This is a genomic window from Achromobacter xylosoxidans (assembly GCF_001457475.1).
GTDB lineage: Bacteria > Pseudomonadota > Gammaproteobacteria > Burkholderiales > Burkholderiaceae_B > Achromobacter > Achromobacter xylosoxidans.
On record NZ_LN831029.1, the window covers coordinates 2,300,413 to 2,324,413 of the forward strand.

The following is a 24,001-nucleotide window of genomic DNA, read 5'->3' on the forward strand; positions in this document are numbered from 1 at the left end:
GAAGGCAAAAAAACCAGATGAGCGCATCGGTAAAGTTTCGTTCCAATAGTCGAAGGCCGTCAGCTGGAGGCGGATATTCTTTTGCGTTTGTCCGCATCGCGCGGGCAAGCGCCGCGCGTTTTTCCAACCCGGTTGACGCGGGTCGCGGTCAGTCGATGACTTCCGCGCAGGCATCGGTCGGCGCGGCGGCGACGCCGCCCACCACCGGCACGATCTTGATGACCGCGGAGGTGACGCGGCAGGGCGCGGCGGCGAGGCCGCAGCCCGTACAGGACAGGCAGAGCAGGGAAATCAGCAACCACTTCATGGGATTCGTCGGCGAGGGATGGGCGCCGCGGGCGTGGCCGTGGCGCAATGCCTGGATTCTGCGCCGCGGGCCGGTCATGAATAGTGGGGAATTGAGCGGCGAATGTAATGACGTTTGCGCGAGGGCGCTCAGGATGTAACGTGGCAGGGCAATACGAGTGAAGGTGCTGGTCACGCCATCCCCATCATGCTCAACCCGCCGTGAACGTTCAGCCTATCGAGCGTTCCGCCTTTTCAGCGTTCAGCCTTTTCAGCTTGCATCCGCCATCGGCGACGCCGCTCACAGCGGCGCCTGGCCGCGCTGGCGGTACACGCGTGCCAGGCTGGCGAAGAACGACAGCGCGGCGATGCAGCAGGCCAGGGCGAAGACATAGCGCGAGAAATGCCCCGAGGCGGCGCCGGTTTCCTTGCCGACCAGGGCGATCACCACGGCCACCAGCGCCGCGCCCAGCGATTGGCCCGTGGTGCGCGCGGTAGACAGGACGCCGGAGGCGGTGGCGGTGCGGTTCCTGGCGGCGTTGGCGAACATTTCCTTGTTGTTGGGCGGCAGGAAGAAGCCGTAGCCCATGCCGCACAGCGCCACGCGCCACAGGAAATCGCCGGTGCCCGGATCGGCGGGCAGCAGCACGAGTGAGCCGAGTCCCAGGCAGAAGGTGAAGACGCCGATGCTGGAGACCTGGGTGGCGTTGAAGCGGTTCGCGAGCCTCCCGGCGAACGGCGCGCAGACGGCGACCGCGATGGGCCACGGGGTGAAGACCAGCGCGGATTCCAGGGCGGTGTAGCCGTAGGCGTCCTGCAGCACGAACGGCAGCGCGACCAGCGCGATGCCTTGCGAGATGAACATGGTCAGGGACGTCAGCACCGCGAAGGAGTAACGGCGCGACTTGAAGATGTCCAGGGGCAGCAGCGGATGCCGCGCGCGGGTCTGGCCGAAGGCGAACAGGGCGATCAGCGCCAGCGCGGCGCCGGCGAGCAGCAGCACGGTGCGGTTGTCCCAGCGGCCGATCTGGTCGACGGCCAGCGCCAGCAGGCCGAAGCCGGCGGCGGAGGTGATCGCGCCGGGCAGGTCGAAGCCGCGTTCCTGGTGCGTGTCCCGGCCCAGCGCGTGGTAGCAGCAGGCGATCGCGGCCAGGCCGAGCGGCAGGTTGATGTAGAACAGCCAGGGCCAGGAGGCATAGGAGACGATGAGCCCGCCCAGTGTCGGGCCGAGCGCCGTGCCGACGGCGAATACCAGGGCGTTCAGGCCAAACACGGTGCCCAGTGAGCTGGCCGGGAAGATGACCCGGTACAGGCCGTAGCCGACGCTGATGAGCACGGCGTAGCTGATGCCCTGGAGCACGCGCAGCGCCACCAGCGCGTGGAAGCTGGACGCCAGTGCGCAGCCGAGCGACGCGAGCGTGAACAGCACCAGTCCGAGCGTGTAGAAGCGCCGTTCGCCGATCCTGGAACCGAGCGATGCGCAGATGAGCATGGTGGCCGCGCTGGCCACCTGGTAGCCGTTCGCCACCCAGATGACGGCGGCCGCGCTGACGTCGAGATCGTTGGCGATGGTCGGCAGGGCGATGTTGACGATGGAGCTGTCCAGCGCCGACATGAATACGCCGATCAGGATGGCGGCCGCGGCGAAATAGCGCCTGGGGAGCTCGAAGCCTGCATCATCGGCGTCATGGGTCATGTCGGTGGCGGTGGACCTAGCGTGAGGGTGAGGCGGGCGCGCCGGCCGGACAGGATGCCAGGGCCGCCAGCGATTTCAGGATGAGGGCGGTGACGCCCCAGATGTCGTGCTCTTGTCCGGCCCAGTACCAGGCGCCGGCGCGTTCGCCGTCCGCGTATTGTCTTGGCAGGTCCGGGTCCAGCAGCGCCGAGAAGGGGAACTCGAAAATCTCGTCGACCTCGGCGGGCGCCGCCTGCCACGCGGCGGCGGGCGAGGCCAGGCCGATGACGGGGAAGATGGCGTGATTGCGCTTGCGCGTCTTGTGCAGCGGCAGGCAGCCCACCAGCTCGACGGCGCCGGGATCGAGCAGGATCTCTTCGCAGGCTTCGCGCAGGGCGGTGGCGCCGACGCTGGCATCGCCGTCTTCGGGCCGTCCGCCGGGAAAGCTGACGTGGGACGAGTATTCCTTCAGGCTCGAGGCGCGCCGCGTGAGCAGGATCGTGGGATCGCTGCGCGGCACGATCGCAACCAGCACGGCGGAGAATTTCCATTGCCCGTCGTTGTCGGGAAAGTGCAGTCGGGCGGCGGGCCAATCGATGGCGGCGGGAATCCGCTGGGCCCGCACGCCGTCCAGGATCGTGTCGAGGATGGCTTGACGGGGCGCGAGGATGGCGGGCGGTCGCGTCGCGCCGTCATCGCTGTCCAGGGGGGCCATGTCGCGCTCCTTGTCGGGGTGGGAGATCCGCGCTTCGATTGAGGGGGGAACGTCCGGGCCGGGATCAGCCGCGCGTTCGCAGCCTGGCGGCCGCCGACAGGGCGAGCTGCAGGACCACGGCGATGCACAGTGCCGCCAGCATCGAGTCCAGCACCATGTTGTCCCACAGCCGCGGCGGGCCGACGCGGAACTGGATGGTGTCGAACACCATGCCGGCGGTGAAGCCGGTGGCGGCGATGCCGCGCCAGCCGCGCAGCGGCACGCAGCGCAGCGCTAGCAGCACGGCGAGGGTCAGGATCCACAGGCGCGGTTCCAGGACCTGGGTGAGAAAGTAAGCCAACGAGGCGTCTCCGGATGGACGGGATGTGTCGCGACGGGGCCGGGCACAAAGCGGTAGTTTTAACCCAATCCGGCCGTTTTGGGCGGGGCGGGGGCGATCCTGGCCTGCAGCGCGATGCGGTTGCCTTCACTATCGCGGATCTCGGCCACCAGCCACTCGCCCGCCGGGGTCTTGGGGAACAGCACGGCGCCGCCGAGGGCGGCGGCGCGGCGCAGCGCCGCGTCGATGTCGGGAACGGCGAAGTAGACCACGGCGCCGGCCTCGGTCGGCAGGTAGACGGGGCCTTCGGCCAGGGCGCCGCTGGCGCCGTCGCGGCCTTCCTGGAACGGGAAATAGGCCATCCTGCTGTCGTGCAGGTCGACGATGCCGTCGAACGCGATGCCGAAGACTTCGCCATAGAAATGCATGGCGCGTTCGAGGTCGGCGGCGGGGATTTCCACGTGCGAGATCAGGTTCATGGGGCGGACGGTGGGATGCGAGGGGCGGGCCGCGTTGACGCGCGGGGCGGGTTGTGGGATTGTCCCAGGCCGTCGCTGCACTGCCTAGGGCCTGCGCGTGCCCTTTGGGAAGCCATGCAGGCGACGGCGCCGGATCGGCATCCGCTTTCCCTTCTACCCTCATGGAGTCTTCATGGTTACCTGCTATCTGCGTTACGTCATCGACCCCAGCCGCCTCAAGGAATTCGAAGCCTACGGCAAGATGTGGATTCCGCTGGTGGAGAAGTTCGGCGGCACGCACCATGGCTATTTCCTGCCGTCCGAAGGCGCCAACAACATCGCGCTGGCCTTGTTCACGTTCCCGAGCCTGGCCGAGTACGAGCGCTATCGCCAGCAGTCGATGCAGGACGCGCAATGCCAGGCGGCGTTCAAGTACGCCGAGGACACGCGCTGCATCCTGAGCTACGAGCGCAGCTTCTTCCGCCCCGTGTTCGACTGAGCATCGCGCGGCGCGGGGCGGGCCTGATCCGACCGCGCGCCTGTTATGCCCGGATTTCGGCGGCTCTGTGTCTGTCGCGCGGCGCGGGCGGTGCGGATAATTTTCCGCATCCGCCATCCCTTTGAAGGAACCAGCATGCGCTACCGCTACGTCACCGCCGATGTCTTCACCGAGCACGCCTATCAGGGCAACCCGCTGGCGGTGGTGCTGGAGGCCGACGGCCTCGACACCGCGCAGATGCAGCGCATCGCCCGCGAATTCAATTATTCCGAAACCAGCTTCGTGCTGCCGCCGCGCGATGCCGGGCACACGGCCTGGGTGCGCATCTTCACGCCCGACCGCGAGGTGCCGTTCGCGGGCCATCCGAATGTGGGGACGGCGGTAGTGCTGGCGCGCGAGATGATCGCGGCCGGCCAGCCGGCGCCGGCGCGCTTTGTGTTCGAGGAGGAGGCGGGCCTGGTGCGCATCGATCTGCGGTATGGCGAGGACGGCCGCCTGCTGGGCGCCGAACTGGCCGCGCCGCAGCCTTTGACCCTCGCCAGCCAGGTGACGGCCGAGGCCGCGGCGCGCGCATTGGGCCTTGCGCCCGCCGATATCCTGCTGGCCGAACATGCGCCGCAGGTGGTGTCGGTGGGGCTGGTCTTCCTGGTGGTGCAACTGGCCAGCCGCGACGCACTGCGTCGCGCCCGGCCGGATCCGGCGGGCTATGCGGCCTTGCTGCCGCTGGATGGCGCCCGCTCCATCTATGCCTACACCACCGATTGCGGCGCCGATACGGCGCTGGGACCCACGGATATCCAGGCGCGCATGTTCACCGGCCGCATGACCGAAGACCCTGCCACGGGCAGCGCGACGGGCGCGGCGACGGCATTGCGGGCGGCGCTGCGGGGCGCGGGCGCGCTGCGTCTGCGGGTGGGCCAGGGGGTGGACATGGGACGCGCCAGCCTGTTGCTGGCGCACGCCGAGGTGCGCCCGGACGGCGTGTGGGCTGGCGTGGCCGGCCAGGCGGTGGTGGTGATGGAGGGCACGCTGCCCGCGCCCGCCGCGGCCTGAATGCGCCGGCGCGAGCTTGTCGCGGCGCATCGCGGTCGTGTATGCTGGCCGCCATGCACCGCACCCATCATGCCCCGCCGGCCGTGCCGGCCCGGGCGGACAACCGACGAATCACTCGACGCCTGCGTTGAGTGGCAAGCCGTGTTCGAGCGCCGGATTCTCCCGGCGTTCCATCCAGAAGGCCACGATACCCCTCGTGGCCTTTTTGTTTGCGCGGCATGCGCGCTTTGCTTTCCTGCCATCGAGGCGTAGCGCCCGGCCTTCGTTTTTCCCATCGAGAGGAACGAAGCATGAAGCATCCCGAACTGGCCATCCGGTCTTTCCATCCGGCGGACGAAGCCGCCATCATCCAGCTGTGGACCGACTGCGGATTGACGCGGCCCTGGAACGATCCGCGCAAGGACGTGGCGCGCAAGTTGACCGTGCAATCCGACCTGTTCCTGGTCGGCGAGGCGGACGGCGCCATCGTCGGCACGTTGATGGGCGGCTATGACGGCCACCGCGGCTGGGTCAACTACCTGGCGGTGTCGCCGGCCCATCAGCGCCGTGGCTACGCGTCGGCGCTGATGCGGGCGCTGGAACGCAAGTTCCTGGAGATGGGCTGCCCCAAGATCAACCTGTTGATCCGTTCGGGCAATCTGGCGGTGAAGGACTTCTACGCCAGCCTGGGGTTCCAGCAGGACGAGGTCATCAGCCTGGGCAAGCGCCTGATTCCAGACCTGTGATGCGGGGAGGGGGGGCGCGGCCGCCTCGCGCCCGGACTGACCGCCAGGCGACGCGCCGGCCGGGCTTGCGGATTGCGCAAGCCTGGCCTTCACATCGGCTCGGTCAGGTATACCGCCTCGCGGCCGACGATGGGCATGCGGGTGGGCATGAAGATCGTGCAGTTGTCGCACGGCGAGCGGATTTCCTCGCCGGCGTTGATGGCGATGAGGTCGCCCTTGTCGAAGACCTCGAAGCCGAGCACCGGCCGGGTGAAGGTGAAGTCTTCCGACTTGACCATATGGACTTCGAGCAGCCGGAAGGGCTGGGCTGGCGTGGACGGCGCGTTGCCGGCCGGCGTGTCGACCAGGCCCAGGTGCGCCAGGAAGCGCAGCGTGACGTCGGTGGCGAGCGTGGCGGCCGATTGCGCGAAATGCTGGCCGCATTCGACCACCAGCGCGCCGCCGCTGTCCGAAGCGGGGTCGCCATGACGGCCGTAGTTCAGCACGCCGGTGCCGGGGAAGCGGCCGGCCGGCATCACCAGTTGCACCGCGGGGGCGCCGACGGCGGCGGCCAGCGCGGCGTTGCGCGCCATTTCGGGATAGACCCAGAACGGCTGCACCGGCGCCCGCGTCGAATGGATGTCCAGCACGTAATCGGCGGCATCCAGCACCGGGCGCAGTTCGCGCGCGCGCCGCAGTTCCGGGCTCTGTTCGTTGCCGTCGAGCCATTCGGGCGACCAGATACGGTTCAGGTTGTGGACCAGCTGGCGGTTTTCGTAAGGGTTGTCGATGTCGAAGGCGTTGTACGCCTCCATGTTGGCGAAGCTGACGGTAAGCGTGCCGACCTTGGGGCGCACGCCCGTATCGAGCAGGTGGGTGGCGGCCACCATGCCGCAGATTTCATTGCCGTGGGTCAGGGCGTTGATCAGCACGTGCGGGCCGGGCTTGCCCGATTCAAAGCGGTGCACGTAGTCGATGCCGGTGTTGCCCTGGCGATAGGCGGACAGGTCGCGCGGCAGGACCTCGAGCGGCGCGGTGTCGGGAGCGAAAGCGGGATTGGACATGGCGGGAACCTATTCCGGACGGATGCCGGCGCGGTCGATCAGGTCTTTGTACAAGGCCAGGCGCTGCGACATCATGTCGGTGAATTGTTGGGGGGACTGCAATTCGGGCGGCAGGGCGCCGCTCTTTTCCAGCGACTGCGCCGTGGCTTCCTGGCGGGCGGCGGTCTGCACCGCCTCCAGCAGTTTCTGCAGGACGACGGGCGGCGTGCCGGCGGGCGCGGCGAGTCCGATCCACGACATTGAATTGAGCACGGGGTAGCCCAGCTCGGCGAAGGTGGGCACGTCGGGCAGCGAGGGAAGGCGATTGGGCGCGGCCACGGCCAGCGCGCGCATCTTGCCGGCCTGGATGTGGGGCAGGAAGGGCGCCAGGTTATCCAGCGCGAACTGGGCCTCGTTGGACAGCAACGCGTTGAGCAGCGGCGCGCCGCCGCGATAAGGCACGTGCACCGCGCCGACCTGCAGGGTGTGCTTGAGCAGTTCGGCGTTGAGCTGCCCCATGCTGCCGACGCCGGCGGTGGCGAAGTGGACATCGTCCGGGTGCGCCTTCAGGTGGGCGATGAATCCGGCGAAATCCTTGACGGGCAGGGCGGCGCTGGTCACCAGCACGTTGGGCGAACGCGCCAGCTGCGAGATCGAGGCGAAATCCTTGATCGGGTCATAGCCCAGGTTGGGATGCATCAGCGGGTTGGCCAGGTGCGAGCTTTGCGACGAGGCCACCAGCGTGTAGCCGTCGGGCTTGGCGCGCGCCACGCGCTGGCTGCCGATGGCGCCGCCGGCGCCATCGCGGTTCTCGACCACGATGGTGACGCCGAGGATCTTGCCCAGCACTTCGGCATAGAGCCGGCCGGCCAGGTCGACGGAACCGCCGGCGGGAAAGGGCACCACCAGGGTGATGGGACGCGAGGGATAGGCGGCGTCGGCGCGGGCCGACAGGGGCAGCAAGGCGGCGGCCAGGCCCGCGATCAGCAGTTGGCGGCGGGCGGGCGACAAGGCCTCGGACGGGTGCTTCATGAAGCTCTCTTGTGGGGAATAACGGTTCGATCTATTCTGCAATATGCATTGCAAAACGAAATATAGTCTGCAATGAACGTTGTTGAATTTGGGGTTATCACCTAGGCCGTGATCCGGCCGGAGCCCGGCACCTTGGAGTCCGCCCGCATCGTGAATCTGCACCAGCGCATCGCCGCCTACGACAAGAAACTGACCAAGACCGAACGGCGCCTGGTCGAGGACATGCAGGCGCGCTATCCCCAGGGCCTGCTCGAGTCCGCCACGGCGCTGGCGCGCAACGTGGGCACCAGCGCGTCAACCGTGGTGCGGCTGCTGGCCAAGCTTGGCTATGACAGCTACGCCCAGGCGCAGATGCAGGCGCGCGCCGAACTCACGGCGCGGCTGGCCTCGCCGGGAGAGCGGGCCGACGCGGTCAGCGTCGACAATCCATCGGCGCAGGCCTGCCTGCGCAACGCCTTGCTGCACGACCAGCACAACCTGGAAACGACCTTTGCCGCCATCGACGTGGCGGCGTTCGAGGCCGCGGTGCGGTTGTTGACACAGCGCCGCGCGCGCGTGCACGTGCTGGGGCTGCGCCAGGCCGCGCCGCTGGCCAGCCACATGGCGCTGTACCTGAACCTGTGCCTGCCGGGCGTGCGCGCCATGACGGCATCGGGGCCGTTGTTCCTGGAAGACCAGCTGTTGTGGCTGGACGAGCAGGATGTGCTGCTGGCGTTCACGTTCCGGCGCTACTCGGTGGCCGCGGCCAATGCGGTCAAGGTCTTCAGGGAGCGTGGCGGCAAGGTGGTGCTGGTGACCGACTCGGCCGCGGCGCCGGCCGCGGCCCAGGCACACCATGTGCTGTTGGCGCGCACCTCCAGCGCGTCGCCATTCGATTCGCACGTGGCGGCATTGTCGATCTGCAATGCCTTGCTGGCGGCGGTGGCGCTGCGCCGCAAGAAGGAACTGGCCGCGACGCTCGAACGCGGCGAGGCCTTGTGGGACGCGCAATGGATCCATCCGCCGGCGCGTTGAGTGGCGGCGGAGCAGGGCGCGCAGGCGTGTCCGGCGCGCCCCCGCGTGTGCGCGCCGGTGCCGCGGAAACGGCCTGGATTCAGGGCTTTATCGCGCTTGTCCAGATACGTCGGCACCATGCGTCCTAGTACTCCATAACCCCCTGAAAACATTGCTTTTCAAGCCCGCTTTTTGTTGGCATATTGCGGGCGGATCAAGCGGATTTCAGGAGAGGAGGATATGGATGTGTGGCCACAGCGTCGCATCGATGGCTTCGAGGTGCAGTGCGAAGTCGTCAGTCTCGACGCCGGTGTGTTGGCGATAGAGATCAGCGTGGCGCGGGCGGGCGATGCGGCCTTCCGGCGGCGTTGGTCGCTGCCGCGTTTCGTGACCTTCGCCGATGAGGGCGTGGCGCGGCGGCATGCCGAACTGGTGTTGTCCGGCATCGTCTCGGTGGATCTGGCTACTGGTGAACCGCGCTACGGCATTCTCTGAAAATGCCATTTTCGGCCGGGTTTCGCTCGGCTTGCAGGCTGGTATCGAGACGCGGATTGCCCTACCAAATGTTGCTCCGGCGGGCCGCGCAAGCGGGCATGGCGCCTTGCGCCACCCATGGTCCGGCATGGGTTCCGTGGAACGCCGGCCCGGTAGGTTTTGTTTCGTTTATCACATCATGTGCCTTGCGCCCATGCTCGAGGCCGGTAGAGTGGATAACGGATGACAACAAAAAAGGAGAGTTCCATGTTCGACACTTTTCCTGTCCTGCGCCGCGTCGGTCTGGCCGCCGCGACCATCAGCGTGGCCGGCCTGTTGTTTGCCGGTTGCACCACGACTTCGCCGCAATCGAATGCTTCCGCCACGGAGCAGCGGCAGTCGATCAACAGCGCGGCCAACGCGTCTCTGGGCAAGCTGTACGAAGCCGCGCCGCAATCGAAGGACCTGGTCGCGCGCGCCAAGGGCGTGCTGATCTTCCCTGACGTGTTGAGCGGCAGCTTCTTCATCGGTGCGCAACACGGCAAGGGCGTGCTGCGTGTCGGCGGCGCCAACGCCGGTTACTACAGCACCACGGCGGGTTCGATCGGCTTCCAGGCCGGCGCGCAGTCCAAGGCGATGTTCGTGCTGTTCATGACGGATGAAGCCCTGAACAAATTCCGCAACAGCAACGGTTGGACGGTGGGCGCCGATGCCACCGTGGCGGTGGTCAACATCGGCGCCAACGGCCGTATCGATACCAATACGGCGCAGCAACCGGTGGTGGGTTTCGTGCTCAACAACGGCGGCCTGATGGCGGGCGTGTCGCTGGAAGGCACCAAGATCGCGAAGATCGATATGTAAAGACCGTCGCGGCCGGCCCTGCGGCCGACGACGCAAACAAGAACGCCGCGGCGCAGGCCGCGGCGTTTTGCGTTGAGAAGGCGCGCTTCAGCGCAGGATGTCGTCGCCGTGGTTGCGCACCGCGCTTTCACGTTCGATTTCGGCGGCTTCGATCTTCGGATCCAGGCCGCGCCAGCGCAGGATGCGGCCGCGTTCCTCGGCGGGTTCCCAGCCCAGGATGCCGTAGCGCGTGATTTCGGTTTCTCCGGTGTCGAATGCCACTTCGAAGTAGCCCTGACGATCGGGTAGCGTGCTGCCGGGGTACCAGTCGGTTTCAGGCATGGTGGACTCCTTGCTAAGCGATGAAGGGGCGCCGGCCTCGCTCCGGGGCCGGACGCTTTTCATTGTGGGGCTGGCAGCCCGATCCCGCAAGCGCGCGGGCCTTGCGCGGCGCCTAGCCCAGCGGGACGGCGGTGGTGTAGAGCACCTGCTTGAGCGCGAAGCTGGAACGGATGCTGGCCACCCCGGGAATGCGCGTGATGTGTTCGACGATCAGGCGCTCGAGCGCGTCGACGTCGGGCACCAGGGCGCGGATCAGGTAGTCGGCGTCGCCGGACATCAGGTAACACTCCATGATTTCCGGCAGCACGGCGATCTCGCGTTCGAACACATCGAGCGCCGCCTTGCGCTGCTTGTCCAGCGAGATCTGGATGAACACATTGACCTTCAGGCCGAGCTTGCGCGCGTTGAGCAGCGTGACGCGGCGGTCGATCAGGCCTTCGGTTTCCAGGCGGCGCACGCGCGCCAGGCAAGGCGATGCCGAGAGATTGACGCGCGCGGCCAGCTCGACGTTGGTCAGGCGCGCGTCGCGCTGGAGTTCGTTGAGAATGCGGATGTCGGTGGCATCCAGGTTGATATCCGGCATAACAGACCTGTCGTTCGTGGATGGGCAATGCATTTGTGCCGAGTATGCCCGTTCCTGCGGTGAATTGAGGTGAAATATGCTGGGGTTTACCCTATAGACTATTCCTTTATTTGGCGAATTGGCCAAGGTGCGGAATATTCAAGCGGTAGATGTGGCGGTAATGATTCAGCAGAGCACGTTGCGCAAGTTCTGGCCCCTGGCGGGGGCGGTCATGATCTGGGGCGGCAATTGGCCCGTCATGAAACTGGGGCTGGCGCACATGAGTCCGCTCTGGCTGGCGGCCAGCCGCTTTGGCTCGGCGGCGCTGATCAGCGTGGTGGTGCTGGCGGCGCTGCGGCGGCTGCGATGGCCGACGCGCCAGGAGTGGCCGCTGGTGGCCGGCGTGGCGCTGCTGCAGATGGGCGCGTTCACGGCGCTGGCGCTGTGGGCATTGCAATACGTGGCGCCGGGACGCGCATCGGTGATCGCATACGCCACCTCGATCTGGGTCATTCCGCTGTCCTCGCTGGTCCTCAAGGAGCGATTGTCGGCGGCGCAATGGCTGGCCACCGCGCTCAGTTATGCCGGCATCGGCGTGATCGTGGCGCCGGCGTTCAGCCCCTGGCAGGCGCATACCGTGATCGGCCTGGTGATGCTGCTTGGCGCGTCTTTCGCCTGGGCCTGCAACATCATCCAGTTGCGTGGCAACCGCCATGTGCGGCTGGGGGCCGACATGATCCCGTGGCAGACGGCGATCGCCACCGTGCCGCTGGCGGCCCTGGCATGGCTGCGCGATGGCGCCCCGCTGTTCCTGGCCGTGCCCGATGCCTGGCCGGTGATCCTGTATACCGGACCGCTGGCCACCGCGCTGACTTTCATCGTGGTGCTGGGCATGACGCAGAAACTGCCGCCGGTGGCGACCTCGATCGCGATGCTGTGCGTGCCCGTCATCGGCCTGATCGTATCGTCGCTGGTGTTCCATGAGCGCATTTCGCCGGACCTGGCCCTGGGGCTGGGGCTGATCGCATTGAGCGTGGCGGGGTCGGCGCTGGCGTCGCGCCGTCCCCTGGCGCTGCGGCCGTCGTAGGGCCGGCATGCTATCGTTGCAGTATTGAACTGAGAGTCACGCATGGCATTGCATCGTTTCGAGAAAGGCGAACTGGGACATTGGCTGCGCATCGTTGCCGACAATTCGGAACCGGGCGCCGTGCAGACCAGCGTGCCCGCGCACGTGGCCGAAGCGTTGCAGACTTTACGTTGCATCGATGCCGGCCCCGGGGGCGCCTGGGTGATCACCGAAAAAGGCAAGCTGGCGCTGCGCATGGAAGAACCCGGCGCCATCCATTTGCGCTAGGGCGGATGGAGCGGCGCCGGCCGGCGCCGCTGTTCATCTCCAGGCCGATTCCGGCCGTCCTCATGATTCGTCCCCTCCGATTCCGCTACAGGTTCATGACGTACGCGTCGACGCGGGGGATTCCGTCCATTTCTTGCGAATGTTCATGTGATATTTCACGATGTCCGCGCTTGTCCGGGCGGGCTACGGGAATCTCCTGAGACGGTTTGTTCGATTTGGCTGCGTCCGGACGTATCGCGGCGCGCGCGCCGCCGGTAAGATGAACTTGCGTGACGGATTCAGGTCTATTCATAGCGCGGGAATTCTGCACCCGCATGCGTCACGCGTGGTTCACGCGTTTAGGTAACCGACTGGGAGGTAGCACATGCAGCATCGTGACCAGGAAGTACTGATCGACGTTTCCACAGCGGCCATGGATACCGGCGGATATGGCGTATTGCTGACGGTAACGGCCGAGGGCGGCACCGAAGTGGATGCCGCGTTTTCCCACTTGGGCAACTGCGCTTCGTTGGACGAGGCACGCGATCGCGCGGAGATATTCGCGCAGAACTGGGTCGAGGAAAACATCTTCCGCTAGGCGCTCGCGCGCTGTACGGAAGCTGAACGGCTGTACGGGTCTGTGTGCGCATGACGCTCAGAATGGCGTTCCGGAGATGGCGACGAAAATTTCGGTTATCGTCGCTGCTCCATAACAAGCGGCCCTTATCGGGTTTGCGTCGTTCCAAGATGACTGCCGCACAGACCAACTCCGCGCTGGCGGAGCACATCACCGCATTTCGCGAGCATTTCGACTCCGTCATCCTGCCCCTGTGGATGGGGCCGGGCTTCAATGACACCCTGGGTCTGCCCTTTGAATCCCTGGATGCCGCCAGCGGCGCGCCGTTGCCGGCCGAGCGTTATCGCGCCATGGCGTGCGCGCGCCAGCTGTACGTCTATGCCGCGGCGCCGGGCGCCGCGGCGGGCGCGCACGCCGATCGCCTGTTCGATTCGCTGGTGCGCGTGTTTCGCGACGAGGCGCATGGCGGCTGGCACTACAGCGTCGACGCTCAGGGACGCCCGCTGGACCTGACGCAGGATCTGTACACCCACGCTTTCATCGTGTTTGCCTGCGCCGCGCATTTCCGGCGCTCGCGCAACGCGCAAGCGCGCAAACTGATGCTGGCCACGGCGGAGGTCATCGAGTCGCGCTTCAAATCGGCCGACGGCCTTTATCACGCCGCCTTGAGCGCGGACTGGAAGCAGGTGCTGCGCGGCCCCGCGCAGAACCCCATGATGCATCTGACCGAGGCCTATCTGGCCGCCGCCCAGGTGGCGGAACCGGCGTTGTTCGCCAAGCGGTTGCGCGGGTTGGCGCAGGTCATGACCCAATCGTTCCTGAGCGCGTCGACGCAGTGCATTGCGGAGCTGCCGCAGGGCACGCCGGGCAATCGTATCGAACCGGGCCATCAATTCGAGTGGTTGTCTCTGGTGCGCGAGTCGGCCGAGGTGTTCGATGGGCTGGACCTGGCCGAGTCCCTGCCACGCGGCGTGCATTGGGCCCGAGGCCATGGCGTCGATGCGGGCGGCGTGGCGGCGGCGCTGGACGAGCAGGGCGCGGTGCTGGACGATACCCGCCGCATATGGGCGCAGACGGAGCATCTGCGGATGCTGGCGGTGTTGGGCGAGCAGGCGGCCCTGAACCAGGCGTTGGCGGCGTTCCGTGCCCGTTTCCTGCATCCCGGCGGTTGGTATGAATGCCTGGACGCCGCCGGGGCGGTGGTGCGTCCGGACATGCCGTCGACTTCGCCGTACCACCTGGCGACCTGCCTGGCGGCGCTGCCAGGCGTTGTTTAATTGCGCCGTTAACAATTTTTGTTTAATCGAGGATAGGTTTTAATAGAAAAACATTGGTGAAATCCCTTACAATTTAGTAACTATGTTTGTGGGGAAGCATCAATGAGCGTTATGTGCTTGGCTTGCCAACGCATCAACCCCGGGCTTGCAGGCGTCGCGCCGCATTCGCATCTGGGGCACCAGGGATTCACCAACCCGACACAGAAAGGCCGCGAGGAAAGCCGCGAAGACCATTTCCGTTGCTTGAACTGCGGCGCCAAGTGGCTGCGCGAAACGGACAAGTGGGGCGTGGACCTGGGCTTCAAATTGGCGCCCTGAGGGCGTCGATATAGGGTGGCGCCGCAAGGTCGCTGCAATTGCTTGTTACTGTCGGGCCCCGTTTCGGGGCCCGTTTTGTTTCCTGGCCGTTACACGGCTGTGCCGGCGGCCGGCGCGGTGTTGTCGGGATCCTGGCGGGCGGTGTCCAGCAACCATTGCCGGAAACAGGCCAGTGCGTAGTGGTCGCGACGCTGGGGCGGCGCGCACAGATGGTAGCCGCGCGAGATGGCGATGCGCAGGTCGGGGAAGGGCGCGGCGACGCGGCCGCTCTGCAGGTCGTCCTGCAGCAGGCAGCGCTGCAGCACGGCGATGCCCATGTCGGCCATGACGGCGCGGACCAGGATGCTGACCTGGTCGAAACCGCCGGCCAGCTTGAGGCCGTCGCGGCGCACGTCGGCGGCCTCGAACCAGCGGGTCCAGTTGTCCATGCCGTTGGAGTGGTACAGCAATGGTTCGCCGAGCAGCCCCGCGGGGGTGTCCCACAGGCCGGCAGCGCGCCGCGCCGCCAGCCGGGCGGGGCTGCAGATGGCGATCATTTCCCGGCCGATCACGTAGTCCGCCTGCCAACCGGGCCATTGGCCGGTTTCTCCGGAAAGGATGCTGGCGTCGGGCGTGGCGCCGGAAAAATCCTCGTTGCGGCGATAGGCCGCGAAGCCCAGCTGGATGTCGGGATGGCGTCGGTGGAAGTCGGGCAGGCGCGGCACCAGCCAGGCGCTGGCCAGGGTCGGCACGCTGGACAGGGTCAACCGCAGGCGGCGGTCATCGGCGCGCAGTTCGGCGCTGAGCGCCTCGATGGCCTGAAGCGGCGCCTGGCCGCCTTCATAGAGCTTGCGGCCGGTCTCGGTCAGGGTCAGGCCGTGGGCGTTGCGGCGCATCAGCGGCTGGCCGAAATGCGCTTCGAGCCGCGCGATGGCGCGGCTGACGGCGCCCTGGGTCACGCACAGGGTCTCGGCCGCCAGGGTGAAACTGCCCAGCCGCGCGGCCGTCATGAAGGCGTGCAGCTCGGACATGGACGGCGAGTGCAGGCGCATGGCGCGGCGGTCCCCGGGGCCAGGCGACAGGCCCCTTAGCATGAGCGTTGGTAATGAAGGCGTGCAATATAGTCGTTTGAAAGGGGATCGTAAAGTTCGGACACTGGCGGCCTCGCAGCAAGACCTGCACCTTTTTCCGGAGTCGCTCCATGTCCCGCCGCTTTTTCGGCTGTTCCGCGCGCATCGCGCTCGCCGGCGTCTGCGCCGCGCTGTCCTTTGCCGGTCCGGCGCAAGCCGCCGACTATCCCTCCCGCCCCATCAAGCTGGTGGTGCCGTTCGCCGCGGGCGGTTCGACCGACATCGTGGCGCGCCTGGTGGCCGAGTACGCCGGCCGCGACCTGAAGCAGACCATCGTGGTCGAGAACAAGGCCGGCGCGGGCGGTTCGCTTGGCATGGAACAGGTGGCGCGCTCGACCCCCGACGGCTACACCATCGGCATGGCGACGATGAGCACGCACGGGTCGAATCCGGCGGTCTATCGCAAGATGAACTATGACCCGCTCAAGGACTTCGAGCCGGTGGCCAACGTGCTGGCCGTGCCCAGTATCTTCGCGATCAATCCGCAGGTCCCCGCCAAGAACATGGCCGAGTTCGTCGCGCTGGCCAAGGGGCAGGCGGACAAGTACAGCTTTGCCTCGCCGGGCGTGGGCTCGCTGGGCCACGTGAACATCGAGAACTTCATGATGCTGGCCGGCATCAAGCTGCTGCACGTGCCGTACCGCGGCGCCGGTCCGGCGCTCAATGACGTGATGGGCGGGCAGGTGGACGCCATCACCGACAACCTGTCCTCGACCCTGCCGCAGGTGCTGGGCGGCAAGCTGCGGCCGCTGGCGGTGCTGGGCGCCGAACGCTCGCCGCTGCTGCCGGACGTGCCGACCTATATCGAACTGGGCTACCCCGACATGGGCACGGGCGGCTGGTTCGGCCTGGTGGCGCCGGCCGGCACGCCGCCGGCGGTGATCGAGCGCCTGAACCAGGCGGTGCGCGCGGCGATGCAGGATCCGGAGTTCCGCAAGAAGGCCGAGGACGTCGGTGGTACGCTGATGCCGACCACGCCGCAGGAATTCAAGACGCAGATCGAACAGGCCCTGGCGCGCTACGCCAAAGTCGCCAAGGCCGCCAACATCCAGGCTGACTGACGATGACGAACGCCGACTTCCAAGCCGTTTCCGTGCATGCCCCGACCGCGCCGGCCCTGCCGCTGGTGTGTGACTCGCCGCACAGTGGCGAGCAATACCCCGCCGATTTCGGCGCCGCGGCCAGCCTGGCGCAGTTGCGCCAGGGCGAGGACACGCACGTGGACGCCTTGTGGTCGGCGGCGCCGGCATTGGGCGCCACGCTGGTGGCGGCGCACTTTCCGCGCGTCTACATCGATCCCAACCGCACGCTGCGCGATCTGGATCCGGAGTTGCTGGCCGAACCCTGGCCGGAACCGCTCGATCCCGGCGAGAAGACCCGGCTGGGCAAGGGCCTGATCTGGCGCCGCATGGACAAGGCCACGCCGATCTATGACCGCAAGCTGTCGCTGGCCGAAGTGCGCCATCGCATCCAGGCGTACTACGAGCCGTATCACGCGGCGCTGGCGCAGGCCATCGAAAGCGCGCAACGCGATTTCGGCGCGGTCTGGCACTTGAACCTGCACTCGATGCCGAACGATGCCTATGAGCGGCTGGGCCGCGAGAGCGCGCATCCGCTGGCCGATTTCGTGCTGGGCGACCGTGACGGCACCACCTGTGAGCCGGAGTTCATCGCCCTGATCGAGACGGCGCTGCGCGACCGCGGCTATGCCGTGGCGCGCAACGATCCCTACAAGGGCGTGCAGCTGATCGCGCAGATCGGCCAGCCGGCATTGAACCGGCACAGTCTGCAGGTGGAGATCCGGCGTCCGCTGTACATGGACGAGGCGACCCGCGAGCGCAACGCGGGCTTCGAATCGCTGCGCGCCGACCTGTCGCAGGTGCTGGCGCAGGTGGCGCAATACGTGCGCGCGCGCATGTCGGCGATATCGTCGACAAAATAGACGCGCGTGCATCGTCGCGATCCCGCGGCCCCGGTTGACGCAAGCCAATCGGGGCCGTCGTGCTTGCGCTTAAGTTTCCCGGCGGGCGGCCGTTGTCGCTAACAACGTGCTGCGTCGATCATTGGCGCGGCCTACAGGGAACCGGTATGGCCGAGAAGATCATCAATGGTTTTTCCGTCGTGGCGTACGCGACGCAACCCGAGGGGCGCATTCCGGCGCGCGCCTTTCTGGAAACGCGGCGCCTGCCGGTGAAAGCGGATGCGGCGGCCAAGGCCCCCGGCGCCCCGGACGCGCAGCCGCCCTGTGAGACGCCCGATGTCGAGGAAGAAGCCGAAAGCCTGGCGTTCGAGATCTTCGTGACGCGTCGTTTCCGCGGCACGGTCGAAGCGATGTCGGCCGCGCGCAACGCGCTGGACCGCGTCAAGTCCGTCGACGAGCACGGCGTTCCCGACCACCTGCCGGACTAGGGCCGCGCGCCGCCTGCCGCGGGACCCGGCGGCGCGGCCGCCGCCCACATATTGTTATCCCCACTTTGTATTTGTCGAACGCCTGAGCGCGGGCCGATGATGCCGCATGGCAAGCATCGCCATTCACAGTCTGCTCAAAAGGAAGGTTGATGAATACGAACGTCCAAACGCGCGCCCATGCGGCGCGCGGCATTTCGCGACGCGCATTGCTGCGCGCGGCAACCGCGGCGGGCCTTGCGGCGCCGCTGGGCATGCTCGGTTCGCGCGTGCTGGCGGCCAATGGCGCGCCTCGCACCTACAAGATCGCGTGGAGCCAGACCGCGGTGTGCCAGTCGCCGGTGTCGGTGGCGCTGGAGCGCGGCTTTTTCGACAAGTACAACCTCAAGGTCGAGCGCATCAATTTCAGCGGCTCGACCGACCAGTTGCTCGAAGCCATCGCCACCGGCCATGCCGATGGCGGCATCGGCATGGCGCTGCGCTGGCTCAAGCCGCTGGAGCAGGGCTTTGACGTGAAGCTGGCGGTGGGCACGCACGGTGGCTGCATGCGCCTGCTGACCGCGGCGGACTCGCCGATCAAGAGCGTGCAGGACCTGAAGGGCCGCCGCGTGGCGGTGTCCGACCAGGCCAGCCCGGTGAAGAACTTCTTCGCGATCCGCGTGGCTCAGCTGGGCATCGATCCGGAGTCGGTGGACTGGCGCCAGTATCCGCAGGACCTGTTCGGCGAAGTGCTGAGAAAGGGCGAGGTCGATGCCATCGCCGGCGACGATCCGCTGATCTACACGCTGCGCGAGGACAACAAGCTGCGCGAGATCGCCACCAACATCGAAGGCGATTACGAGAACCGCACCTGCTGCGTGCTCGGGCTGCGCGGCGACCTGGTGCGCAACGATCCCGAGTCGGCCGCGGCCATCACCCGGGCGGTGATCGACGCGCAGCGCTGGACCGCGTCCAATCCCGACGAGACCGCCCGCATCTTCGCGCCCTACGTGCCGGGCAAGGTGCCGGCCGAGCGCGTGGCGGCGATCCTGCGCAGCCACAGCCATGGCCACGCGTCGACCGGCGGGGCGCTGCGCGAAGAGATCGTGGGCTATGCCAAGGATCTGAAGACCATCAAGGTGCTCAGCGCCAATCTCGATATCAACAAGTACGCGCAAGCGGTGGTGCCCAATGTCCTCGGCTGACACGCTGGCGGTTGGCGCGTTGCGCGGCGCGCCGGCCGCGGCGCAACCCTGGCGCCTGTGGAAGACCGGCGTGGCCGCCGCCGCCCTGTGGGCGGCGGTGGGCGCGGTGACCCTGCGCTGGCCCAACGTGGAGGTGGGCTTCACGTCATGGGGCTACACGCGTGAATTCGGCGTGGCGGCGTTGGTGCTGGCGGCCTTGCTGCTGCTGGCGGCGGTGGCCGGCGCCGCCCACCGCCGTCCGGTGCGGGCACTGCACCGGGCCGGGCCGTGGCTGCTGGCATTGGCCGTGGCGGTGGGCCTGTGGGAGGTCGCCACGGCCAAGCTGGCTCTGCTGCCCAGCCCGTTCTTCGCGCCGCCGCAGTCGCTGATCGAGGTCTACGTCAGCGACTACAAGCGGTTGGCCGACAGCCTGGCCAACTCGCTCTGGCTGCTGGCCAATGGCTTCGGCCTGGGCGCGGCGGCGGGTTTCCTGACCGGCGTGGCGATCGGCTGGTCGCGCGGCCTGGGCTACTGGGTGCATCCGGTGCTGCGCTTCCTGGGGCCGGTGCCGTCGACGGCGCTGCTGCCGATGGCGTTCTTCTTTTTCCCGTCGAGCTGGTCGGCGGCGGTGTTCCTGATCGCGCTGGCGACCTGGTTCCCGGTCACGGTGCTGACCTGGTCGGGCGTGGCGGGCGTGAACCGCGCCTACTACGACGTGGCGCGGACGATGGGGGCGAGCGAGTGGTTCCTGGTGCTGCGGGTGGCGATACCGGCGGCCTTGCCGCAGGTGTTCGTGGGCCTGTTCATGGGCCTGGGCGCATCGTTTTCGGTGCTGGTGGCGGCCGAGATGATGGGCGTGAAATCGGGACTGGGCTGGTATCTGTCGTGGGCGCAGGGCTGGGCGTCGTACGCCAATATGTACGGCGCGCTGATCGTGATGGCGCTGGTGTTCTCGGGGCTGATCACGCTGCTGTTCGCGGGGCGTGATCGCTTGCTGGCCTGGCAGAAGGGGGTGGTGAAATGGTAGCGGCGGCACAGGAAGCGGCGGCGCGCGGCGCGGCGCTGGCGGTGCGGGGCGTGAACCACCGCTTCGAGCTGGACGGCGCGGCGTTGCCGGTGCTGGACGATATCGACCTGGAGGTGCGGCCCGGCGAGTTCGTGGCGCTGCTGGGCCCGAGCGGTTGCGGCAAGTCGACTTTGCTGCGGCTGGTGGCGGGGCTGGAGCCGCCGGCCCAGGGCGACCTGCTGGCCGACGACGAACCGATCGACGGACCATCGCCATCGCGCATCGTGGTGTTCCAGGATCCGACGCTGTATCCGTGGCGGACCGTATGGCACAACGTGGCGCTGGGCCTGCAGGCGCGCGGACTGTTGAAGACGCAGCGCGCCCGGGTCGACGACGCGTTGCAGCGCGTGGGGCTGGCGGCCTTTGGCCAGGCCTATCCGCACCAGCTGTCCGGCGGCATGGCGCAGCGCGCCGCGCTGGCACGCGCGCTGGTGAACGATCCGCGCATCCTGATCCTGGACGAGCCGCTCGGCAAGCTCGATTCGCTGACGCGGATCGCGATGCAGTCCGAGCTGGTGGAGCTGTGGCAGCGCAGCGGCTTCACCGCCTTGCTGGTGACGCACGACGTCGAGGAGGCCCTGTTCATGGCCTCGCGCATCATTGTGTTGAGCGAACGGCCGGCGCGGATCAAGGATGAGATCGTCAACGACCTGCCGTATCCGCGCCATCGCGGCGACCCGCGCCTGGCCGAGTTGCGGCGCCAGGCGCTGGCCTTGCTGGGGCTGGATGCAACGTGGTGAGCAACGCGGCATTGGCGCTGGCGGCCCTGGTGGCGCCGGCGGGCATGCTGGCGTGCCTGGCCGCCGCGCGCCGGCGGGGCGATGCGATCACGGCCGGCCTGCCGCTGCCGTGGCTGGCGGCGCTGGCGTTGGCGGCGGTGGGCGGCGTGCTTGCGCTGGGCTGGCAACGGGTGCAGGGCGCGCCCGGCCTGCTGGGATCGCGGCTGGGGCACCTGGCCCTGGCCGTCGCCGCTGTGTTGCTGCTGGCGGCGCTGGTGGCTTGCTGGCTGCACAGCCGCGCGCCGGAACGGGCGGGGCAGGCGTGGCGCCGCGCCGGCGCCACGGTATTGGCAGCCTTGGCGCTGTTGGCGACGTTGCTGGCGTTGGCGATTGCCTGGCAGCCGGCGGAGGCGCTGGCAATCGCGCACTGGCCGTTCACCTGGCGCTACGACCCGGATCTGCCGGTCGGCACGCATACCTGGCGGCGCCTGGGACTGGCGGCGGGATTGACGGCGGCGGCGCTGGCCCTGCTGGTGGGCGCGCTGTTTGCGCGGCGGGGCCGGCTGGTATGGCTGACGGCCGCCGCGGGCCTGCTGGCCAGCGCCAGCTGGCCCGCGCCGCGCATGCTGCTGACGGAAGCGACGGCCACGTCGTACCAGCGTTCGCCCCTGGTGTTTTCGGATCGCAATCTGCTGCAAGGCGCGCGCCTGTACCAGAGCCACTGCGCGGCCTGCCATGGCGAGCGGGCGGATGGCCGGGGGCCGCTCGCGCCGGGGCTGCCGACCTGGCCGAGCGTGCTGGGCGCGGCGTTGTTCGAGAATCGGCTCGAAGGGGAGTTGCACTGGCGCCTGGCGCAAGGCGGCCACGGGCATGCCGTTGGCGCGCAGGGCGGGGACGGTCGCTCCGGCAGCGGACTGCCTGGCGACAGGCCGGCCGCCGCGGCGCGCGTTGCCGGTCCGCCGCAGGCCTTGACGGCCGACGAGATCTGGCAGGTGCTGGACTACCTGCGCGTGCACGCCTATGGCGTCAACGGTGGCGCGGGCATGCCGGCGGTTCCCGCGCCGGTGGTGGCGTTGTCGTGCCGCGACGGGCGCGCGGTCACGCTGGCCGGCCTGCGCGGCCTGCCGCTACGCGTGGTGGCGGCGATGCCGGGCGCGCCGCCGGAACCGCAGGATCCGCGCCTGTTGACCGTGGCGTTGACGCGCGGCGGTCCGCTGCCCGGGGATGCCGATTGCGCGGCGGTGGACGAGGACGCCTGGAATGCCTATGCGCTGGCCGCCGGGCTGGCGCCGCAGGGGCTGGCGGGCGCGCAGTTCATGGTCGATCGCCGCGGCTGGCTGCGGGCGCGGCGCCTGCCGGGCGCGGCGCCGGCCTGGACCAGCGCGGACAACGTCTGCGGGCCGGGCGGCCGCATGGAGAACACCACGGCGCAGGGCTTGGGCGCGCTGCTGCTGGCGATGGATCGTGCCCCCATCGGGATTCCGGATACGCGCCGCAGGCAGTAGCGCACTTCAGGCGGCATGGCGACTCGCCATCCGGGCACATTTCCCTTCCACTTTTCACATACGCGAGGCAGGCAAGATGAGCACGTTGAATGAATACCTGGGCCAGAAGCGCGAGGCGGTGCTGGCGCGCAATGCGCGAGACCCGCGCACGGTGACGCCGGTGAAGCTGCGCGCGCAGGTCAGCGCGGAAGGTCGCAGCGGCGTGCGCCGCATCCGCATCCGCGATCACCAGGTGGTGAGCGACAGCCCGGCGGATTTCGCCGGTTATGACCTTGGGCCGAGTTCGCCGGAACTGCTGTTGGGATCGCTGGGCAGCTGCCTGACGCACATCTTCCTGATCAAGGCGGCCGAGCTGGAACTGCCGCTGGAATCGCTGCAGGTGGAGATCGAAGGCGACCTGGATCCGCGCGGCGGCAAGCCGGGCTACGAGCAGGTGCCGTTCTTTCCGCACAACATCCGCTACACCGCGCACATCGTGTCGCCGGCCGACGAGGACGCGGTGCGGGCCGTGCATGAGGCGGTGGAGCAGTGGTGCCCGATCCTGAACCTGCTCAAGCAGCCGCAGCCGCTGGAAGGCAGCGTGCGGCACACGCGGTCACGGGCCTGAGCGGCCGGGGCCCCCGCCCGCGCGGTCGTCCGGTTGAAAGTCTCAGGTCAACGAGCTGCGCATCAGGATTTCGGTGAGCGCGCGGGTCGGCTGGTTGGGCGCGGGCGCCGAAATCACGATGAATTCCACCTGCGGCAGCGCCGGCAGGGCCAGTGCGCCGGCGGGCGCCGCCAGGCCGGCGGTGGACAGGTGCGAGGGCTGCACCGTGATGCCCAGGCCGGCGCGGGCGGCCGCCTGGCAGCCGGCGTAGCTGGTGCTGGTACAGACGATCTGCCAGCTGCGGCCGGCGCGCGCCAGCGCATCCAGCGCCAGGGTCCGGGTGACGCTGGGCTCGCGCAGCAGGATCAGCGGCAGCGGCGCGTCGGGCGCCAGGCGCAGGCCTTCGCGGACGCGCCACAGGAGCGCTTCCTTGTGCAGGGTCTGGCCGCGGCGGTCGCCGCGGCGGCGCTTGCCGATCATGACGTCCAGCCCGTTGTCGTCGAGCAGCCGGTAGAGGTCGCTGGTGACGCCGATGGTGATGTCCAGCTCGACTTCGGGATGCGCCTGGCGGAACGCGGCCAGCACGTCGGGCAGCGGGCCCATCGCCAGGTCGTCGGAGGTGCCGAGCCGCACGCGCCCGCGCAGGCGCGGGGCGTCGAACAGCCGCTCGGCGCGTTCGTGCGCGTCGAGGATGATTTCGGCGTGCACCAGCAGGCTGCGGCCGTCGCTGGTCAGGGCCAGTGAGTGGGTGTCGCGCAGGAACAGGCGGCGCTCCAGTGCCAGCTCCAGCTGGCGGATGTGTTCGCTGACGGTGGGCTGGGTCAGGCCGAGGCGGCGCGCCGCCTCGCTGAAGCTGGGCGCGCCCGCGGCGGTGGCGAAGGTCTTGAGCCAGAGCGGGTTGAGCATGGCGGCCTGCCTATAGGAAAGTTCGATAGCAGTTACAGTAAC

30 protein-coding genes are annotated in these 24,001 nt (G+C 68.1%); 19 read left to right on the forward strand and 11 right to left on the reverse strand.

The window, feature by feature from the left end:
* Positions 1–148: 148 nt before the first annotated feature.
* The 5 genes from AT699_RS10360 to AT699_RS10380 form a co-directional block, all read right to left on the reverse strand.
* The gene (locus AT699_RS10360) at positions 149–307 is read right to left on the reverse strand and encodes a DUF6726 family protein (protein WP_006388004.1); all 159 of its coding nucleotides are present in this window, start codon (positions 305–307) and stop codon (positions 149–151) included.
* 279 nt (positions 308–586) lie between these two features.
* Positions 587–1,981, reverse strand: a complete 1,395-nt coding sequence (locus AT699_RS10365; RefSeq protein ID WP_024068414.1) for an MFS transporter — start codon at positions 1,979–1,981, stop codon at positions 587–589.
* 16 nt (positions 1,982–1,997) lie between these two features.
* On the reverse strand, positions 1,998–2,675 hold the full coding sequence (locus AT699_RS10370) for an NUDIX hydrolase (protein ID WP_024068415.1): 678 nt from the start codon (positions 2,673–2,675) through the stop codon (positions 1,998–2,000).
* Between the two features lie 64 nt (positions 2,676–2,739).
* The gene (locus AT699_RS10375) at positions 2,740–3,015 is read right to left on the reverse strand and encodes a hypothetical protein (protein ID WP_024068416.1); all 276 of its coding nucleotides are present in this window, start codon (positions 3,013–3,015) and stop codon (positions 2,740–2,742) included.
* A gap of 59 nt (positions 3,016–3,074) precedes the next feature.
* Positions 3,075–3,473 (reverse strand): VOC family protein, encoded by a 399-nt coding sequence (locus AT699_RS10380; protein ID WP_024068417.1) that lies wholly within the window; start codon positions 3,471–3,473, stop codon positions 3,075–3,077.
* Positions 3,474–3,645: 172 nt separating this feature from the next.
* Between AT699_RS10380 and AT699_RS10385 the strand changes: the two genes are divergently transcribed.
* From AT699_RS10385 to AT699_RS10395, 3 genes are all read left to right on the forward strand, one after another.
* Positions 3,646–3,951: an NIPSNAP family protein gene (locus AT699_RS10385; RefSeq protein ID WP_006388009.1), complete on the forward strand. Its 306-nt coding sequence runs from the start codon at positions 3,646–3,648 to the stop codon at positions 3,949–3,951.
* A gap of 135 nt (positions 3,952–4,086) precedes the next feature.
* Positions 4,087–5,004 (forward strand): PhzF family phenazine biosynthesis protein, encoded by a 918-nt coding sequence (locus AT699_RS10390; RefSeq protein ID WP_024068418.1) that lies wholly within the window; start codon positions 4,087–4,089, stop codon positions 5,002–5,004.
* Positions 5,005–5,294: 290 nt separating this feature from the next.
* On the forward strand, positions 5,295–5,729 hold the full coding sequence (locus AT699_RS10395) for a GNAT family acetyltransferase (RefSeq protein ID WP_006388011.1): 435 nt from the start codon (positions 5,295–5,297) through the stop codon (positions 5,727–5,729).
* Positions 5,730–5,818: 89 nt separating this feature from the next.
* Here AT699_RS10395 and AT699_RS10400 read toward each other — a convergent pair whose 3' ends face one another.
* Positions 5,819–6,772, reverse strand: a complete 954-nt coding sequence (locus AT699_RS10400) for a M14 family metallopeptidase (RefSeq protein WP_006388012.1) — start codon at positions 6,770–6,772, stop codon at positions 5,819–5,821.
* Positions 6,773–6,781: 9 nt separating this feature from the next.
* Positions 6,782–7,783, reverse strand: a complete 1,002-nt coding sequence (locus tag AT699_RS10405; protein WP_024068419.1) for a Bug family tripartite tricarboxylate transporter substrate binding protein — start codon at positions 7,781–7,783, stop codon at positions 6,782–6,784.
* 150 nt (positions 7,784–7,933) lie between these two features.
* Here AT699_RS10405 and AT699_RS10410 point away from each other — a divergent pair, with 150 nt between their 5' ends.
* The 3 genes from AT699_RS10410 (at position 7,934) to AT699_RS10420 (ending at position 10,111) form a co-directional block, all read left to right on the forward strand.
* Positions 7,934–8,797, forward strand: coding sequence for a MurR/RpiR family transcriptional regulator (locus AT699_RS10410; RefSeq protein WP_026385315.1), 864 nt, complete (start codon positions 7,934–7,936; stop codon positions 8,795–8,797).
* A 219-nt stretch (positions 8,798–9,016) separates the two neighbouring features.
* Positions 9,017–9,271: a hypothetical protein gene (locus tag AT699_RS10415; RefSeq protein WP_006388015.1), complete on the forward strand. Its 255-nt coding sequence runs from the start codon at positions 9,017–9,019 to the stop codon at positions 9,269–9,271.
* A gap of 246 nt (positions 9,272–9,517) precedes the next feature.
* Positions 9,518–10,111, forward strand: coding sequence for a BPSL1445 family SYLF domain-containing lipoprotein (locus AT699_RS10420; protein WP_006388016.1), 594 nt, complete (start codon positions 9,518–9,520; stop codon positions 10,109–10,111).
* Between the two features lie 87 nt (positions 10,112–10,198).
* Here the strand turns inward: AT699_RS10420 and AT699_RS10425 are convergent, their stop codons facing one another.
* Both AT699_RS10425 and AT699_RS10430 read right to left on the reverse strand, forming a co-directional pair.
* Positions 10,199–10,432 (reverse strand): hypothetical protein, encoded by a 234-nt coding sequence (locus AT699_RS10425; protein ID WP_020927062.1) that lies wholly within the window; start codon positions 10,430–10,432, stop codon positions 10,199–10,201.
* Positions 10,433–10,544: 112 nt separating this feature from the next.
* A complete protein-coding gene (locus AT699_RS10430; RefSeq protein ID WP_006388018.1) occupies positions 10,545–11,015 on the reverse strand; it encodes an Lrp/AsnC family transcriptional regulator in 471 nt (156 codons plus the stop codon).
* Between the two features lie 160 nt (positions 11,016–11,175).
* On the opposite strand from AT699_RS10430, the gene AT699_RS10435 reads away from it, so the two are divergent.
* From AT699_RS10435 to AT699_RS10455, 5 genes are all read left to right on the forward strand, one after another.
* Positions 11,176–12,081, forward strand: a complete 906-nt coding sequence (locus tag AT699_RS10435) for a DMT family transporter (RefSeq protein ID WP_026385316.1) — start codon at positions 11,176–11,178, stop codon at positions 12,079–12,081.
* 42 nt (positions 12,082–12,123) lie between these two features.
* Complete coding sequence (locus tag AT699_RS10440; protein WP_006388020.1) at positions 12,124–12,348, forward strand: hypothetical protein; 225 nt, start codon at positions 12,124–12,126, stop codon at positions 12,346–12,348.
* Between the two features lie 364 nt (positions 12,349–12,712).
* Positions 12,713–12,925 carry a hypothetical protein gene (locus tag AT699_RS10445; protein WP_006218759.1) on the forward strand — a complete coding sequence of 71 codons (213 nt, stop codon included), beginning with the start codon at positions 12,713–12,715 and terminating at the stop codon, positions 12,923–12,925.
* A 149-nt stretch (positions 12,926–13,074) separates the two neighbouring features.
* On the forward strand, positions 13,075–14,181 hold the full coding sequence (locus AT699_RS10450) for an AGE family epimerase/isomerase (protein WP_024068422.1): 1,107 nt from the start codon (positions 13,075–13,077) through the stop codon (positions 14,179–14,181).
* A gap of 102 nt (positions 14,182–14,283) precedes the next feature.
* A complete protein-coding gene (locus AT699_RS10455) occupies positions 14,284–14,499 on the forward strand; it encodes a hypothetical protein (RefSeq protein WP_006388022.1) in 216 nt (71 codons plus the stop codon).
* An 89-nt stretch (positions 14,500–14,588) separates the two neighbouring features.
* Here the strand turns inward: AT699_RS10455 and AT699_RS10460 are convergent, their stop codons facing one another.
* Positions 14,589–15,530 (reverse strand): LysR substrate-binding domain-containing protein, encoded by a 942-nt coding sequence (locus AT699_RS10460; RefSeq protein ID WP_024068424.1) that lies wholly within the window; start codon positions 15,528–15,530, stop codon positions 14,589–14,591.
* Positions 15,531–15,679: 149 nt separating this feature from the next.
* Here AT699_RS10460 and AT699_RS10465 point away from each other — a divergent pair, with 149 nt between their 5' ends.
* From AT699_RS10465 to AT699_RS10500, 8 genes are all read left to right on the forward strand, one after another.
* A complete protein-coding gene (locus tag AT699_RS10465; RefSeq protein WP_006388024.1) occupies positions 15,680–16,669 on the forward strand; it encodes a Bug family tripartite tricarboxylate transporter substrate binding protein in 990 nt (329 codons plus the stop codon).
* A 2-nt stretch (positions 16,670–16,671) separates the two neighbouring features.
* Complete coding sequence (locus tag AT699_RS10470) at positions 16,672–17,550, forward strand: N-formylglutamate amidohydrolase (protein WP_024068425.1); 879 nt, start codon at positions 16,672–16,674, stop codon at positions 17,548–17,550.
* A gap of 146 nt (positions 17,551–17,696) precedes the next feature.
* Complete coding sequence (locus AT699_RS10475) at positions 17,697–18,017, forward strand: hypothetical protein (RefSeq protein ID WP_024068426.1); 321 nt, start codon at positions 17,697–17,699, stop codon at positions 18,015–18,017.
* Between the two features lie 149 nt (positions 18,018–18,166).
* Complete coding sequence (locus tag AT699_RS10480) at positions 18,167–19,198, forward strand: ABC transporter substrate-binding protein (RefSeq protein WP_020927069.1); 1,032 nt, start codon at positions 18,167–18,169, stop codon at positions 19,196–19,198.
* Positions 19,185–20,204, forward strand: a complete 1,020-nt coding sequence (locus AT699_RS10485; RefSeq protein WP_006388028.1) for an ABC transporter permease — start codon at positions 19,185–19,187, stop codon at positions 20,202–20,204. The genes AT699_RS10480 and AT699_RS10485 overlap by 14 nt, the downstream gene beginning before the upstream one ends.
* Positions 20,198–20,983 carry an ABC transporter ATP-binding protein gene (locus AT699_RS10490; RefSeq protein ID WP_006388029.1) on the forward strand — a complete coding sequence of 262 codons (786 nt, stop codon included), beginning with the start codon at positions 20,198–20,200 and terminating at the stop codon, positions 20,981–20,983. Before AT699_RS10485 ends, AT699_RS10490 begins: the two co-directional genes overlap by 7 nt.
* Entirely contained in the window at positions 20,977–22,467 is a 1,491-nt protein-coding gene (locus AT699_RS10495; RefSeq protein ID WP_223308644.1) for a c-type cytochrome, read from the forward strand. The genes AT699_RS10490 and AT699_RS10495 overlap by 7 nt, the downstream gene beginning before the upstream one ends.
* Positions 22,468–22,543: 76 nt before the next feature.
* Positions 22,544–23,074, forward strand: coding sequence for an OsmC family protein (locus AT699_RS10500; protein ID WP_006384667.1), 531 nt, complete (start codon positions 22,544–22,546; stop codon positions 23,072–23,074).
* A gap of 42 nt (positions 23,075–23,116) precedes the next feature.
* On the opposite strand, the gene AT699_RS10505 is transcribed toward AT699_RS10500, so the two are convergent.
* Positions 23,117–23,959, reverse strand: a complete 843-nt coding sequence (locus tag AT699_RS10505) for a LysR family transcriptional regulator (protein WP_024068428.1) — start codon at positions 23,957–23,959, stop codon at positions 23,117–23,119.
* Positions 23,960–24,001 lie beyond the last annotated feature (42 nt).

Coding starts and splice junctions, on each gene's coding strand:
- AT699_RS10360 (WP_006388004.1), bottom strand. CDS start 307: ATGAAGTGGTTGCTGATTTCCCTGCTCTGCCTGTCCTGTACGGGCTGC.
- AT699_RS10365 (WP_024068414.1), bottom strand. CDS start 1,981: ATGACCCATGACGCCGATGATGCAGGCTTCGAGCTCCCCAGGCGCTAT.
- AT699_RS10370 (WP_024068415.1), bottom strand. CDS start 2,675: ATGGCCCCCCTGGACAGCGATGACGGCGCGACGCGACCGCCCGCCATC.
- AT699_RS10380 (WP_024068417.1), bottom strand. CDS start 3,473: ATGAACCTGATCTCGCACGTGGAAATCCCCGCCGCCGACCTCGAACGC.
- AT699_RS10385 (WP_006388009.1), top strand. CDS start 3,646: ATGGTTACCTGCTATCTGCGTTACGTCATCGACCCCAGCCGCCTCAAG.
- AT699_RS10390 (WP_024068418.1), top strand. CDS start 4,087: ATGCGCTACCGCTACGTCACCGCCGATGTCTTCACCGAGCACGCCTAT.
- AT699_RS10395 (WP_006388011.1), top strand. CDS start 5,295: ATGAAGCATCCCGAACTGGCCATCCGGTCTTTCCATCCGGCGGACGAA.
- AT699_RS10400 (WP_006388012.1), bottom strand. CDS start 6,772: ATGTCCAATCCCGCTTTCGCTCCCGACACCGCGCCGCTCGAGGTCCTG.
- AT699_RS10405 (WP_024068419.1), bottom strand. CDS start 7,783: ATGAAGCACCCGTCCGAGGCCTTGTCGCCCGCCCGCCGCCAACTGCTG.
- AT699_RS10415 (WP_006388015.1), top strand. CDS start 9,017: ATGGATGTGTGGCCACAGCGTCGCATCGATGGCTTCGAGGTGCAGTGC.
- AT699_RS10420 (WP_006388016.1), top strand. CDS start 9,518: ATGTTCGACACTTTTCCTGTCCTGCGCCGCGTCGGTCTGGCCGCCGCG.
- AT699_RS10425 (WP_020927062.1), bottom strand. CDS start 10,432: ATGCCTGAAACCGACTGGTACCCCGGCAGCACGCTACCCGATCGTCAG.
- AT699_RS10430 (WP_006388018.1), bottom strand. CDS start 11,015: ATGCCGGATATCAACCTGGATGCCACCGACATCCGCATTCTCAACGAA.
- AT699_RS10435 (WP_026385316.1), top strand. CDS start 11,176: ATGATTCAGCAGAGCACGTTGCGCAAGTTCTGGCCCCTGGCGGGGGCG.
- AT699_RS10440 (WP_006388020.1), top strand. CDS start 12,124: ATGGCATTGCATCGTTTCGAGAAAGGCGAACTGGGACATTGGCTGCGC.
- AT699_RS10445 (WP_006218759.1), top strand. CDS start 12,713: ATGCAGCATCGTGACCAGGAAGTACTGATCGACGTTTCCACAGCGGCC.
- AT699_RS10450 (WP_024068422.1), top strand. CDS start 13,075: ATGACTGCCGCACAGACCAACTCCGCGCTGGCGGAGCACATCACCGCA.
- AT699_RS10455 (WP_006388022.1), top strand. CDS start 14,284: ATGAGCGTTATGTGCTTGGCTTGCCAACGCATCAACCCCGGGCTTGCA.
- AT699_RS10460 (WP_024068424.1), bottom strand. CDS start 15,530: ATGCGCCTGCACTCGCCGTCCATGTCCGAGCTGCACGCCTTCATGACG.
- AT699_RS10465 (WP_006388024.1), top strand. CDS start 15,680: ATGTCCCGCCGCTTTTTCGGCTGTTCCGCGCGCATCGCGCTCGCCGGC.
- AT699_RS10470 (WP_024068425.1), top strand. CDS start 16,672: ATGACGAACGCCGACTTCCAAGCCGTTTCCGTGCATGCCCCGACCGCG.
- AT699_RS10475 (WP_024068426.1), top strand. CDS start 17,697: ATGGCCGAGAAGATCATCAATGGTTTTTCCGTCGTGGCGTACGCGACG.
- AT699_RS10480 (WP_020927069.1), top strand. CDS start 18,167: ATGAATACGAACGTCCAAACGCGCGCCCATGCGGCGCGCGGCATTTCG.
- AT699_RS10485 (WP_006388028.1), top strand. CDS start 19,185: ATGTCCTCGGCTGACACGCTGGCGGTTGGCGCGTTGCGCGGCGCGCCG.
- AT699_RS10490 (WP_006388029.1), top strand. CDS start 20,198: ATGGTAGCGGCGGCACAGGAAGCGGCGGCGCGCGGCGCGGCGCTGGCG.
- AT699_RS10500 (WP_006384667.1), top strand. CDS start 22,544: ATGAGCACGTTGAATGAATACCTGGGCCAGAAGCGCGAGGCGGTGCTG.
- AT699_RS10505 (WP_024068428.1), bottom strand. CDS start 23,959: ATGCTCAACCCGCTCTGGCTCAAGACCTTCGCCACCGCCGCGGGCGCG.